Here is a 12,621-nt window from a genome sequence, read left to right on the forward strand (position 1 = left end):
AACCGCTAGCAGGTCAAGAGAAACGAACAGTAATGAACAAGATCAGCCTCGCCTTCGGCTCGGCGGAGTGGGCTGGGTTCAGGCAGGAAGGATTTTGCCGGTCACCTCGCCGAGGCCGAGGGGGCCTGCGGGGGTGGTGGCCCAGGCGGTGATGGTCACTTGGTCGCCGTTCTCGAGGAAGGTGTGTTGCTTGCCGTCGAGGGTGAGTGGCTCGCGGCCGCCCCAGGTGAGTTCGATGAACGAGCCGCGCTGGTCCGGCTCGGGCCCGCTGATCGTGCCGGACGCGTACAGGTCGCCGGTGCGGACCGAGGCGCCGTTGACGGTCATGTGGGCGAGCATCTGGGCCGGCGACCAGTAGGTCTCCTTGTACTGCGGCGAGCTCACCAGGTGCCCGTTGAGCCGGACCTCGAAGGTGATGTCGTAGTTCTCCAGCTTCTCGCCGGCCAGGTACGGAAGGACCGGCGGATCCTGCGCCGGCAGCGGTACGGCGGCCTCCGCGAGCGCGTCGAGTGACACCACCCACGGGGAGATCGAGGTGGCGAACGACTTGCCCAGGAACGGGCCGAGCGGGACGTACTCCCACGCCTGCAGGTCCCGTGCCGACCAGTCGTTCACCAGCACCACGCCGTACACATGCTCGCGGAAGTCCTCGACGGAGACGGGCTTGCCGAGCGTGGACGGCGTACCGACGACGTAGCCGAGCTCGACCTCGATGTCGAGGCGCTGGGACGGTCCGAAGGTCGGCGCGGGCGCGTCCGGGGCCTTGCGCTGACCGGACGGGCGGACGATTTCGGTGCCGCTGGCAACGATCGTGCCGGACCGGCCGTGGTAGCCGACCGGGAGGTGCTTCCAGTTCGGGAGCAGCGGCTCGGAGTCCGGCCGGAACAGCCGGCCGAGGTTGGTCGCGTGGTGCTCGGAGGCGTAGAAGTCGACGTAGTCGCCGACCTCGAACGGCAGCTGCATCGTCACCGCGGACTGCGGGATCAGGTGCGGCTCGACCACGTCGCGGTCGTTCTCGTTGCGGACCAGGTCGAGCAGCCACTCCCGGGTCGCCTGCCAGGCCGGGCGGCCGAGCGCGAGGAAGTCGTTCAGCGACGGCCGGGCGAACAGCTGCGATCCGTCCAGCATCTGCGCGGACGCGACCGGCGCGAGATCGATGACCTGGTCGCCGATCGCGGCGCCCACCCGCGGCTCCTCGTCGTTGTGCCGGAACACGCCGAGCGGCAGGTTGTCCGGCCCGAACGGCGAGCCCGCGGGGATGTCGATCCAGCTCACTGCTGAGCCTCCATCAGTTTGAGGGCGGTCAGGTCGTGGCGCGGCTCCTCGATGCTGCAGGAGCCGAACGAGGTGAACCATCGGCGGGTGCTTGCCGCCTGGTCGTCCGAGAGTTCGTTCGCGCGGGCCGCGAGCTGCTCGGCGTCGCGATCGGCCAGTACGGCGGCCAACTCGTCCTGCGAAGCGCCGTCGAGCGAGGCGCGAGTGGCGAGCAGCACGTTGAGGAACCCGTGGTGCTCGAACCCGGTGTCTGCCGCGGTGTGCCGCACGGCGTTGTGCAGGCCGGCCGTGCACTTGAACGCGACCTCACGATCGAGGCAGGCGGTGATGAACGCCGCGACCTGGGCCTCCGACGGGAACAGCGCGGCGTCGAGGCCGCCGGTGCGGAGCTTGGCCGCGTACCCGGCGTCGGCGACGACGTCCAGGGCGCGCTCCCAGGCGCCGTCCAGGCCGACCTCGACGAACGCGTTCTCCTCGTCCAGGCAGTCGTCGCAGGCACGCACCACGCGGAGCGCGTTGCGGGACAGGTCTTCCTCGTTGCGCAGCCGCACCTCGACCGCTTTCACCTCGACGTCGGCGGACCGGTCGCCGTACCGGACGGCGGGCTCGATGCCACCGGCGCCGCCGGTGATCACGACGGTGACCTCGAGCGGGGCCGGCCCGGTCCGGGCGGCCTCGGCGGCGACCTTCATCAGGTCCTCGTCGGCGCACACGAACGGCCCGACCAGGTCGGCGTACGCGGACTGGCGGTGCGCCCGGTGCGCGGCGACCGCCTCGGCCAGCGGCAGGTCCCCGGGCGGGAACACGGAGGCGTCGTCGACCAGGTGCCGGAACAGGGCAGGGACGGTTGACATGGGTCCGAGCCTAACGGATGCTTTCGGTAAGCGGACGCATGCGTTCGACTATCGTACACCTGGAGTCAGTGAGATGGCGTTCTACCGGCAGGTCGGGGAGATTCCACCGAAGCGGCACACCCAGTTCCGGAAACCGGACGGCGGGCTGTACTACGAGGAGCTGATGGGGGAGGAGGGGTTCTCGTCGGACTCGTCGCTGCTGTATCACGCCGGCGTACCGTCCGCGATCGTCGACTCGCAGGTGTGGGAGCTGCCCGACCTCGCCACCGTCGCGAACCATCCGCTCACGCCGCGGCATCTGAAGCTGCACGATCTGTTCACGGACACGTCGAAGAGCAACGCGGTGGAGGACAGGCGGCTGGTGCTCGGCAACGGCGACGTCCGGATCTCGTACGTCGTCGCCGAGCAGCCGTCGCCGCACTACCGCAACGCGATCGGCGACGAGTGCGTGTACGTCGAGAAGGGGTCGGCGACCGTGGAGACCGTGTTCGGTGTGCTGAACGCGGTCGAGGGCGACTACGTCATCATCCCGCGGGCGACGACGCACCGCTGGCTGCCGGGGGTGGACGGCGTACACGCGTACAGCATCGAGGCAAACTCGCACATCGCGCCGCCGAAGCGGTACCTGTCCCGGTACGGGCAGTTCCTCGAGCACGCGCCGTACTGTGAGCGCGACCTGCATGCGGCGGCCGAGCCGTTGGTTGTGGAGGGCAACGACGTCGAGGTGCTGGTGAAGCATCGCGGCAACGGGCCGGGCGGGATCGTCGGGTCGCGAATGGTGTACGCGACGCATCCGTTCGACGTGGTGGGGTGGGACGGGTGCCTGTACCCGTACACGTTCAACGTGAGCGACTACGAGCCGATCACGGGGCGTATCCACCAGCCGCCGCCGGTGCACCAGGTGTTCGAGGGCTACAACTTCGTCGTCTGCAACTTCGTGCCGCGGAAGGTGGACTACCACCCGTTGTCCGTCCCGGTGCCGTACTACCACTCGAACGTCGACTCCGACGAGGTGATGTTCTACTGCGGCGGCGACTACGAGGCGCGCAAGGGCTCCGGCATCGGCCTCGGCTCCATCTCCCTGCACCCCGGCGGCTACGCCCACGGGCCGCAGCCCGCAGCCATCGAAGCCTCCCTCGGCGCCGAACGCTTCGAAGAACTCGCCGTCATGGTCGACACCTTCCGCCCCCTCGAACTAGGCGAAGCCGGCCAAGCAGTAGACGACGGCGTCTACGCCTGGACCTGGTCCGGCCGCCGCAACACCTGAACCGCGGTTGGGGTGGCTGTGGGAGTCTTGGGGGGTGAGTGTGGATGGGGCGTTTGTGGTGGGTATTGATCGGGAGGCGGTGCGGGGGCGGCGGGTGCATGTGCGGAGGGTGCAGCGGCGGGGAGCGTGGGTGACGCTGGCGCTCGGCGTGGTGGGGATCCTGGCGGCGCTGTACGCGTTGGTGTCGTTTCGGGGAGCGGGCCTGTGGCCGTTTGCGTTGTTGCTGATCGTGGCGATGGCGCCGCTGGTGCTGAGCACGGTGCTGTTCTTCCGGCTCGACGGCGAGCGGCAGCGGTGGTACGACGCCAACGACGTGCAGCCGATCGCGATGCGGATGTCGCCCAAGGCGCTCGAGTTGGCGTGTGAAGGGGCGGCGTACCCGGTGGTGTTGCCGTGGCAGACCGTCCAGGGGTTCCGGCAGGTGAAACTCTTCGGGCAGTACGCGCTGGAGCTTCAGCTCGCTCCGGGCATCGGCGCCACCACGGCTGGCGTCCGCGGTCTGGACCAGCCAGCCGTACGGACCGTCGTCAAGCCCAACCCGCTGCTCCGGCCGACCGGGCTCTTCCTGGTGAACGCGCTCGACCAGCCGGTGCACGTCATCGACCAGGCGCTCAAGCACTTCTCCGGCGGCCGCGCCGGCGTCGTCACCTGACCGGCCTGGGGTGGCTCGTTAGCTGCCGATCATGAGGTTGCCAGTGGCGAGCGGGGTGGCCAGTTCGCAGGCGCCGGTGGAGATGGTGCAGCGGATGATCGCGGCTCGCGTCTCCTGACCGGTGTCGGCGCGGATCAGCAGGTGCTGGTCGTCCTCGGCGACTGTCTGCAGGAAGACGCCGGACCACTCGTGCAGCAGGCGGCCGGTCTTCGCATCCAGGGCGGCTGCCATGCCGTCGCCGTACCCGTCGCGGTAGATGGGGCCGGCGATCGCGGTGGAGCCGTCCTGCGTGAAGCTGTCGACCTGGTACTCACACGTGCGCCACAGCCGCTTGCCACTCGCGATCGACAGCACACTCGTGCAGCTGTGCTGGTCGTTCAGAGCGGTCAGCGACGCGGCCACCGCACCATCGCCGGACACAGCCGTCGGCTTCGACACGCTCTTGAGCGCGGTCGCCTTCGCGGCGCCCGGAGTCCACTCGTACAGAGTCCAGGTCTTGCCGTCCTGCGTGCCCGAGGCCTGGAAGTAGACCTTGCTGTTGACGTAGCCGAGCAGGGTCGCGTGCCAAACCCCTGGCACGGTGACCTTCTGGACCTTGTCCGCTTCCGCGTACACGGTGGTGCCCGCCTCGTCCTCACCGAGATCGGACATCAGGGTGGTGTTGTACGCCGCGGCCGTACCGTCCTCGGTGGTGACGATCCCGGTGACGTTCGGAGTCCGCCGCAAGATGGCGCCGTCCGAGCCCAGCGTCAGCATCTCGGTCGTGTTGTCGCCCGCGCTCACCACCGCGAGCACCGACTGCCGCAGCCGCGCGATCGCGTGGATGTCCTGCAAGCCGGGGACCTTGACGTCCCCACCGGCTCCACCGCGGACCGTCCGGCCGCTCAGGTAGGCGATCTGCGGCACCCGTCCGATGGGCAGCTTGTCGAGTACGACGGCCGTCTTGACCGGGCCCGAGGCCTTCTGCGTCGGCTTCACGGCGACCGTGGAGGCGTTCGGCGTCCGGCTCGGCGTGGACGGGCTCGGCGTGGTCGCGCCGGCCGGGGTCGGCAGGCCGCCGAGCGGCTTGGCGGCAGACTCCGCGTCGGCACGGGGACCCTGGCGGTAGGCGACGGCGCCACCAGTGGCGACCGCAGCCATGGCGACGGCTGCCACCACAGCGATCAGGGTTCGGTTTTTCTGCATCGGTGAGCTCCTTGGGTCACGATCCGGCAGTCCGCCGGTCGTGAGGTAGCGGCTCCGTCCCCGACTGTGACGCAGAGTATGCCGACTTTGTTCGCTAGCAGGGCAGGGCCTGGTAGGTGTACCCCTGGCGAGTCAGTTGAGTGAGCGCGCGGTCGAGCGCGGCGACGGTCTCGGAGCGGTTGCCGCCGCCGTCGTGCAGCAGGATGATCGCGCCGGGCCTTGCTCCTTTCAGGATCGCTCGCTCGATCTTCGCCGTACCCGGCTTGGACCAGTCGAGAGTGTCGACGTCCCACAGCACCTGGCGCTGGTGGTTCGACGCGGCGACCGCCTCGACGTGCGCGTTCGTGTCCCGGAACGGCGGCCGGAAGCACTTCGACTTCACCCCGGTCAGGATCTCCTGCCGCATCTTGTCCGCGGGGAGCTTGGTCAGCCTCGGGTGATCCCAGGTGTGGTTGCCGATCCGGTGACCCGCCGCCCTGGTCAGCGCGACCAGGTCGGGATGCGCGGCCGCCTCGCGGCCGAGGACGAAGAATGTTGCCTTGGCGCGGTGTTTCGCCAGCACCTGCAGGACCTTCGGCGTCCACTCCTTCTGCGGCCCGTCGTCGAAGGTCAGGTACAGGACCTTGCCGTGCGCAGCCAGGTTCCAGTCGGTCGTCGTGGATGTTGCCGTGGTCGACGTACGGCGTTGCCGCGCCGGCTGCTGCTTCTTCCGCGGCACCGCGGCCGGATGACGTACGACGGGAATCGTCAACGGCGCATGGGTTGAGGCCTGCATCGCAGGCGCTGCACTGGTGACAGAGTGGTCGGCCGGTTCGGCGGCCTGGGCGAGAACGGCACCGCAGAGGAGGGCGGCGACCAACGGCAGAAGCTTGCCGGGCGGCTTGGTCATGACGGGCATCCTCTCGTGCATGCGGGGCCAACCCGGCATCGGGGTGGGGCGCGTCGGCCGTATCGTTTGCGGTCCAGGCCGGCAGTCCCGGCGTGAGCGACTCGTGAGGCGGATGCATGACTGGTGAGACGGTCCGGCTGACCGTGATGGGCACCACCGACCTGCACGGCAACGTCCTCAACTGGGACTACTTCAAGGACACTGAGTACGACGACTCCGCGCACAACGACATCGGGCTGGCGAAGGTATCCACCCTGGTCACCGCGGTCCGGGATCGGATCGCCGCCGACCCGCGCGCCCCGCGCCCGCTGCTGTTGGACGCCGGCGACACCATCCAGGGCACCCAGCTCGCGTACTACTTCGCCAGGATCGCCCCGATCACCGACGGCCACCTGCACCCGGTCGCAGCCGCGATGAACGAGATCGGGTACGACGCCGCAGCCCTGGGCAACCATGAGTTCAACTACGGCCTCGATGTGCTGCGGAAGTTCCAGCAGCAACTCGACTTCCCGCTGCTTGGGGCGAACGCGCAGGACTGGACGACCGGCGAGCCCGTCTTCCCCCCGTACGTGCTGAAGCAGATGCAGGTGCCGGGCGAGCAGCCGATCACCGTCGGCATCCTCGGCCTGACCAACCCCGGGATCGCGATCTGGGACAAGGCGGTGGTCGAGAACAAGATCAAGTTCGGCGGTGTCGTCGAGCTCGCGCAGGTGTGGGTCCCGCGGGTTCGCGAGGCCGGCGCGGACGTGGTGATCGTGGCCGTGCACTCCGGGATGGGTCTGTCCTCGTCGTACGGCGACGCCCTGCCGGTCCCCGAGAACGCGTCCGCGCTGATGGTCGAGACCGTGCCGGGCATCGACGCCGTACTCGTCGGGCACGCGCACCAGGAGATCCCCGAGCGGCTGGTGACGAACCTCCAGACCGGCGAGCAGGCAGTGCTGACCGAGCCGCTGAAGTGGGGCATGCGGTTGTCGCTGATCGAGCTGGACATGCGCAACGACCACGGCCAGTGGAAGGTCGTCGATCGGCATGCCCAGGTGCTGAACGCAAACACCGTCGACGCGGACCCGAACGTGGTCGCCGTACTGCAGCAGGACCACGACACGGTGATCGAGTACGTGAACTCGAGGATCGGCACCTGCACGGAGGCGATGTCCGCGGCGACCGCGCCGTGGGAGAGCACCACCGCGCTGGACTTCGTCACCTTCATCCAGGCCGACGCGGTCGCGAAGGCGCTCGCCGGTACGCCGGAGGCCGCGCTGCCGGTGCTGGCGATCGTCGCGCCGTTCAACCGGGCGGCGGCGATCCCGGCGGGTGACGTGTCGATCCGGGACGTGGCCGGGTTGTACGTGTTCGACAACAGTTTGCTCGCGGTGACGATGACGGGGACGCAGCTCGGGGAGTACCTGGAGTACTCCGCGCAGTACTACAAGCAGGTGATGGGGACCGGGCCGTTCACGTCCGATCAGGTGACCAACGCGCCGACGCAGACCGCGCCGAACGGCACGCCGGACTACAACTACGACATCGTCGGCGGGCTGACGAAGCCGCTCAGCTACGTGATCGACATCGCGAAGCCGGTCGGGTCACGAATCACGGACCTCGCGTACGGCGGAGTCGCGGTGGCGGCGGACCAGCAGTTCGTCGTGGCCGTGAACAACTACCGGCAGTCGGGCGGCGGCAACTTCCCCCACATCACGACCGCCCCGGTCGTCTACAACCGCCAGGTCGAGATCCGCCAGCTGATGATCGACTACGTCACCGCCACCGGCACTGTCGACCCGGCCACCTTCGTTGGCGGTGACTGGTCCTTGGTCTCCGGCGGTGCTCCCATCATCATCAACCCCTGATGTATGTGGTCGCTGTGCTCAACCTCTCCAAGCTCGCGCCGCTGGGCTTGGCCTGAATTAGGTCAGCCACTCGCAGAAGCCGCAGCCGACGGAGTCTGCGGCGAGCGGCCAGGCGGAGCGCGGTTCAAGGTCGCGGGCGATCTGCTCGGCGCGCGCATCGTGCCTGCGCTGGGCGTCGCCGCCGCCGTACGTCCCGGCTCGTACGTAGGCCCACTGGCGTTCGTCGGCGTGCACGAAGTACCGGCTCTCGCCTTCGGGGCCGCGTGCTTGCCACAGGCCGGGTTCAACCTCCGAGCACTGCGTGACCGGTCCTCCGGTCACGTCGGTGAAGCCGGTACAGGGTGCCTGGTCGGGGGCGAGGTTGCGGATGCTGACCTCCACCTCGGCGATGCGGGAACCGTTGGACGGCGGCTCGAAGACTAGGTAGTCGATCCCCGTGCTCGAGTACTCAACGGAGTACGGCCAGGTGCCGTCCAGGTCGGTTTGCAGCGGCCGCTCGACGACTTCCTCGATCCGCTGCTGCTCGGACCACACGTCGCCCAACATCCACCCCGCAGGCAGCCCGGCGAGCACCAGAAACCCGGCCGCAACCAGCAGCGAACCCCGCGACGGCCGAGCCCACTGCCGCCGCTGGCTGCTGTTGAGCACGCAGGCGACGACAAGCACGACCCCAGCCAGAAACACGAGCAACCGAGCCTGCCCCAACATCGCAACCCATACCGCGCCGACGAGCAACCCCATGGCCACAGCCACCCCGACCCCGAAGATCCCGCCCACCCGCAACCGAACCGCCAGCACGATTACCGCGATGGCGGCGGCGATCACACCGGCGATGAGGCCGTACGCCATACCGCTCAGAACCGCAAGGCACTCCTCCTCAGGCAGGCACTCCCCAGCCGAGATCGCCGTCCCAACGATCCCGACCACCACCCCGACGCCCACCCCAATCCCCAGCCCCCCGAACACACTGGCCGTGACACCCGCCCCGAAACTCCGCTCATCCACCCCGGCACGATAAGCACCACCCCGGTCCACCCCGAGCCCACACACCCGCCACTACAAGTTCCTCCGCAAGCCCGGAGCTCGCATGAGCAGCCGTTGTGCGGAGGAAAAGTGTCAGCGGGTGGCGAAAAGTCTCCGGAGACTCGCGGAGATGACGACCGACGAGGCGCAGGACGCCGTACGGCGGGCGCCGTTGGTCATCATCCCGGTCGGGGCGCAGGAACAGCACGGCGGCGGGATGGCGATGGCCACCGACACCGTGTGGGCCGTGGGTGTCGCCGACCTCGTGGCCGAGCCGCTGGGTGGGCGTGCAGTGGTCGCCCCGGCCGTCCCGTACGGCGCCTCGCCGCATCACATGGCCTTCCCCGGGACGGTGTAGTTGTCTCCGGCAACCTTCATGAACGTGCTCAGGGACGGGGTCGCCAGCCTGCGGGAGCACGGTTGGCGGCAGTTCCTGGTGGGCGCTCGGGATCCCACTCGGCCCGGGGGCGCCGGTCAGGTGAGCTTGACCCCGGCGGCGCTGAGCTCGGTGAGAGCCTGCTCGGTCGTCGCCGGGGCGACTCCCGCGGTCAGCCGGGTCAGGACCGTCGTACCGAAGCCTGCCTGCTTGGCGTCCAGGGCGGTCGCGCGGACACAGTAGTCGGTGGCGAGCCCGCAGACGTCGACGTCGGTGACGCCCTTCTCCCGCAGCCAGTCCGCGAGCGCCCGGCCGTCGCCGTGGGACTTGCCCTCGAAGCCTGAGTAGGCGGCCGCGTACTCACCCTTGTCGAAGATCGCGTCGAACGGCTGCGGGTCCATGTTCGGGTGGAAGCTGACGCCGTCGGTGCCGGCGACGCAGTGCCGCGGCCAGGAGTCGATGTAGTCGGGGGTCTTGGAGAAGTGGTCGCCCGGGTCGATGTGATGGTCCCGGGTGGCCACGACGTACTCGTACTGCTTGTCACCCGGGTCGGCCTCGTACCACTTGTGCAGCAGCTCGCCGATTCGGAACGCCACGTCCGCACCACCCTTGACGGCCAGGCTCCCGCCTTCGCAGAAGTCGTTCTGCACGTCAACCACAATCAGTGCCCGGGCCATCGCGACGCTCCTTCTCCAGGGTCCTGTGCCCACGGTACAAGTGTCACCACCCCGGTACGGCGAGCGCGCGCCGCGGGTGCGTTTTCGCCCCGGCCTGCGCTGACAGTTATCGTGTGGTGGCACAACGTCACAGGTCGGGTCACAAGTCGGGTTCGCGCACGGGGGATTCATGATGAAGAAGGCTTTTCTGGCGGTGGTCACGACCGCGGCCGTGGTTGCTGCGGCCCTGATTCCCTCGGGCCGTCCGGTGGAGGCCGCGGCGCCGGGGTTCGCCTCGGCGGTGTCGGCGGTCAGCCAGACGACCTGGCAGACCAACGCCAGCGTGAACGCGCTCGCCGTCGCCGGGAACACCGTGTACGCCGGTGGCCTGTTCACCCGGATCCGGCAGCCCGGCAAGGCGCTCGGGCAAGGTGACGCGGCCCGGACCTACCTCGCCGCCTTCAACCGCAGCACCGGTCTGCCGACGCGGTTCGCGCCGACGCTGAACGGCGCGGTGTGGAGCATCGCCACGAGCCCGGACGGCAAGTGGGTCGTCATCGGCGGCGACTTCACCACGGTCAACGGGGTGTCCCGCAAGCGGGTCGCGTTGTTCAGCGCGGCGACCGGTGAGCTCGTCAGCGGCTGGGACCCGGCGATCAACTACCGGGTCGCGGCGCTGGCGATCCGAGGCAACACCGTCTACGTCGGCGGTTCGTTCGGCCGGGTGGACAACGTGGTCCGGAACCGGCTGGCCGCGATCAGCTTGAGGACCGGTGTCCTGACGTCCTGGAACCCGGACGCCGACGACGACGTGCACGCGATCGAGCTCTCGGCGGATGGGAAGCGGGTCTTCGTCGGCGGCGGTTTCATGACCCTGCAGGGTGTGCCGCACCATGCGCTCGCGATGCTGAACACCACCACGGGCGCTGCCTACTCGATGCCGGCCGCCGCGGCAATCCCGGCGAAGACGGTCGACTGTGACAGCCGGGTCAAGGACATCGACATCCTCGGCAACAAGGTCTTCGTCGCGAACGCCGGCAGCGGCATCGGCTGCTACGACGGTGTGCTCGCGGCCGACGCGTCGACCGGCAAGCTGCTGTGGCAGAGCAAGTGCCTCGGCGCAACCGAGGCGGTCAAGGCGATCGGCAACTGGGTCTACAAGGGCTCGCACGCGCACGACTGCAGCCGGGACGGCGGCTTCTCGGACAAGACCGGCATGCACCACCTGCTGGTCTACAGCGGAATCACCGGCAAGCTCGGCCCGTGGTTCCCGAACACGAACGCGGGCGGCAGCACCGAAGTCGGTCCGCTGGCGTTAGCGTCCGGCGGCAACGACGTCTGGGTCGGCGGCGACTTCACCCGGGTGAACGGCGTCTCCCAGCAGGGGCTGACCCGTTTCACCAACGCTCCCGGTGGCGCGCGGCCGGGGTTGCCGGCGGCGCCGAAGGTGTCCAGCACCCGGGTCAACCGGGCGGCGGTCAGCTTCCCGACCGTGCTCGACCTGGACAACATCTCGCTGACCTACACGCTGTACCGGGGCAAGACGAAGGTGGGGAGCTGGAAGCGTACGTCGTACTCGTGGACCAAGCCTGTCGTGACGACGTTCAGCGACAGCGGCCTGACCAGCGGCCAGTCGGTCGCCTACCAGGTCGAGGTCAGCGACGGCCGCAACGTCCGGAGGAGCGCGGCCGCCGCTGTCAGGATCCGCTAGCCCGGGATCAGGCTGCCGCCGGTGACGCGGAGGATCTCGCCCTGAATCGCGGTCGTCCGCGGTGAGGTGAGGAACAGGATCGCGTTGGCCAGTTCGGCGGTGTCCGGCAGTTTGCGGGCGCTGAACGTGGCCGCGATCTGCTCGAGCGCGGGTTTCGGGATCGCCCGGTGCTCACCGTTCTCCAGCGTGATCCCGGGCATCACCACGTTGACCAGTACGCCGTCCTGGCCCAGGTCGTGCTGGAGACTCGCGACCAGGCCGTGCAGCCCGGCCTTCGCGGCGGAGTACGGCCAGGAGCCGGGCAGACCGCGCTCGGCCAGGTCCGTCGAGATCAGTACCAGCCGGCCGTGCTCCGACCGTCGCAACGCGGGCGCCACCTGCTGCACGAGGTGGTAGTTGCCCTCGAGATTGCCGCGCATCACCGGAACCCACCAGTCGGCCGGGCCGTCCTCGACCTTCATCGGCCGGTCGTGGAACCCGGCGTTGCCCCAGTTGACCGCGTTCCCCACCACCACGTCCAGCCCGCCCCACCGCTGCACGGTCGCTTCCACCGCGGCGGCGATGGTGTCCGGCTCGTTCAGATCCATCGGTACGACGTACGCCGTACCGCCCCGCCGCCTCGATCTCCTCGGCCACCGCCTCGGCCGCGTCCTTGCGCGCGTTGTAGGTGATCGCAACCCGCGCCCCTTCCCGCCCATATCCGATCGCAGCAGCCCGCCCGATCCCGGACGACCCACCCGTCACCAGCACCGCCACATCCTGCAACCCCAGGTCCATTGCCGTACCCTTCATGTAGTTAGTCGGCTAATCACAAAACTTAGCCGTCTAACTACCAGGATGCAAGGCAACTTTTGCGGCGTGCCGTGCATCCCCTCGGGTAGTG

General features: G+C 68.9%; 12 protein-coding genes and 1 pseudogene. 5 read left to right on the plus strand and 8 right to left on the minus strand.

Features of this window, described 5'->3' with window-relative positions; all coding sequences use genetic code 11:
- Positions 1-78: 78 nt before the first annotated feature.
- Both fahA and AB0H36_RS26665 read right to left on the minus strand, forming a co-directional pair.
- On the minus strand, positions 79-1,275 hold the full coding sequence (gene fahA / locus AB0H36_RS26660; protein WP_360528884.1) for a fumarylacetoacetase: 1,197 nt from the start codon (positions 1,273-1,275) through the stop codon (positions 79-81).
- Positions 1,272-2,129 (minus strand): hypothetical protein, encoded by an 858-nt coding sequence (locus AB0H36_RS26665; RefSeq protein WP_360528887.1) that lies wholly within the window; start codon positions 2,127-2,129, stop codon positions 1,272-1,274. The genes fahA and AB0H36_RS26665 overlap by 4 nt, the downstream gene beginning before the upstream one ends.
- 73 nt (positions 2,130-2,202) lie before the next feature.
- Between AB0H36_RS26665 and AB0H36_RS26670 the strand changes: the two genes are divergently transcribed.
- Complete coding sequence (locus AB0H36_RS26670) at positions 2,203-3,396, plus strand: homogentisate 1,2-dioxygenase domain-containing protein (RefSeq protein WP_360528890.1); 1,194 nt, start codon at positions 2,203-2,205, stop codon at positions 3,394-3,396.
- 130 nt (positions 3,397-3,526) lie between these two features.
- Complete coding sequence (locus AB0H36_RS26675) at positions 3,527-4,048, plus strand: hypothetical protein (RefSeq protein ID WP_360528893.1); 522 nt, start codon at positions 3,527-3,529, stop codon at positions 4,046-4,048.
- An 18-nt stretch (positions 4,049-4,066) separates the two neighbouring features.
- Here the strand turns inward: AB0H36_RS26675 and AB0H36_RS26680 are convergent, their stop codons facing one another.
- Entirely contained in the window at positions 4,067-5,233 is a 1,167-nt protein-coding gene (locus AB0H36_RS26680; protein WP_360528896.1) for a hypothetical protein, read from the minus strand.
- A 94-nt stretch (positions 5,234-5,327) separates the two neighbouring features.
- Complete coding sequence (locus AB0H36_RS26685; protein ID WP_360528899.1) at positions 5,328-6,122, minus strand: polysaccharide deacetylase family protein; 795 nt, start codon at positions 6,120-6,122, stop codon at positions 5,328-5,330.
- 116 nt (positions 6,123-6,238) lie between these two features.
- On the opposite strand from AB0H36_RS26685, the gene AB0H36_RS26690 reads away from it, so the two are divergent.
- Complete coding sequence (locus tag AB0H36_RS26690; RefSeq protein ID WP_360528902.1) at positions 6,239-7,972, plus strand: 5'-nucleotidase C-terminal domain-containing protein; 1,734 nt, start codon at positions 6,239-6,241, stop codon at positions 7,970-7,972.
- A 57-nt stretch (positions 7,973-8,029) separates the two neighbouring features.
- Here AB0H36_RS26690 and AB0H36_RS26695 read toward each other — a convergent pair whose 3' ends face one another.
- On the minus strand, positions 8,030-8,977 hold the full coding sequence (locus tag AB0H36_RS26695; RefSeq protein WP_360528905.1) for a hypothetical protein: 948 nt from the start codon (positions 8,975-8,977) through the stop codon (positions 8,030-8,032).
- A 148-nt stretch (positions 8,978-9,125) separates the two neighbouring features.
- On the opposite strand from AB0H36_RS26695, the gene AB0H36_RS26700 reads away from it, so the two are divergent.
- The gene (locus AB0H36_RS26700; RefSeq protein WP_360528908.1) at positions 9,126-9,353 is read left to right on the plus strand and encodes a creatininase family protein; all 228 of its coding nucleotides are present in this window, start codon (positions 9,126-9,128) and stop codon (positions 9,351-9,353) included.
- A 116-nt stretch (positions 9,354-9,469) separates the two neighbouring features.
- Here AB0H36_RS26700 and AB0H36_RS26705 read toward each other — a convergent pair whose 3' ends face one another.
- The gene (locus tag AB0H36_RS26705) at positions 9,470-10,048 is read right to left on the minus strand and encodes an isochorismatase family protein (RefSeq protein ID WP_360528911.1); all 579 of its coding nucleotides are present in this window, start codon (positions 10,046-10,048) and stop codon (positions 9,470-9,472) included.
- Positions 10,049-10,220: 172 nt separating this feature from the next.
- On the opposite strand from AB0H36_RS26705, the gene AB0H36_RS26710 reads away from it, so the two are divergent.
- Entirely contained in the window at positions 10,221-11,738 is a 1,518-nt protein-coding gene (locus tag AB0H36_RS26710) for a fibronectin type III domain-containing protein (protein WP_360528914.1), read from the plus strand.
- On the opposite strand, the gene AB0H36_RS26715 is transcribed toward AB0H36_RS26710, so the two are convergent.
- Together AB0H36_RS26715 and AB0H36_RS26720 are read right to left on the minus strand one after the other, a co-directional pair.
- Positions 11,735-12,325, minus strand: coding sequence for an SDR family oxidoreductase (locus AB0H36_RS26715; RefSeq protein WP_360528917.1), 591 nt, complete (start codon positions 12,323-12,325; stop codon positions 11,735-11,737). The two genes, AB0H36_RS26710 and AB0H36_RS26715, sit on opposite strands and share 4 nt — an antisense overlap.
- A 79-nt stretch (positions 12,326-12,404) precedes the next feature.
- Positions 12,405-12,530: pseudogene (locus tag AB0H36_RS26720) on the minus strand (hypothetical protein); the annotation flags it as partial.
- Positions 12,531-12,621 lie beyond the last annotated feature (91 nt).

It is taken from the genome of Kribbella sp. NPDC050820 (assembly GCF_040653975.1).
Taxonomy (GTDB): domain Bacteria; phylum Actinomycetota; class Actinomycetes; order Propionibacteriales; family Kribbellaceae; genus Kribbella.

Bases quoted from the DNA above. Each gene is read 5' to 3' on its own strand.
- AB0H36_RS26700 (WP_360528908.1), top strand. From the start codon at position 9,126: ATGACGACCGACGAGGCGCAGGACGCCGTACGGCGGGCGCCGTTGGTC.
- AB0H36_RS26715 (WP_360528917.1), bottom strand. From the start codon at position 12,325: ATGGATCTGAACGAGCCGGACACCATCGCCGCCGCGGTGGAAGCGACC.
- AB0H36_RS26665 (WP_360528887.1), bottom strand. From the start codon at position 2,129: ATGTCAACCGTCCCTGCCCTGTTCCGGCACCTGGTCGACGACGCCTCC.
- AB0H36_RS26685 (WP_360528899.1), bottom strand. From the start codon at position 6,122: ATGACCAAGCCGCCCGGCAAGCTTCTGCCGTTGGTCGCCGCCCTCCTC.
- AB0H36_RS26710 (WP_360528914.1), top strand. From the start codon at position 10,221: ATGAAGAAGGCTTTTCTGGCGGTGGTCACGACCGCGGCCGTGGTTGCT.
- AB0H36_RS26690 (WP_360528902.1), top strand. From the start codon at position 6,239: ATGACTGGTGAGACGGTCCGGCTGACCGTGATGGGCACCACCGACCTG.
- AB0H36_RS26670 (WP_360528890.1), top strand. From the start codon at position 2,203: ATGGCGTTCTACCGGCAGGTCGGGGAGATTCCACCGAAGCGGCACACC.
- AB0H36_RS26680 (WP_360528896.1), bottom strand. From the start codon at position 5,233: ATGCAGAAAAACCGAACCCTGATCGCTGTGGTGGCAGCCGTCGCCATG.
- AB0H36_RS26705 (WP_360528911.1), bottom strand. From the start codon at position 10,048: ATGGCCCGGGCACTGATTGTGGTTGACGTGCAGAACGACTTCTGCGAA.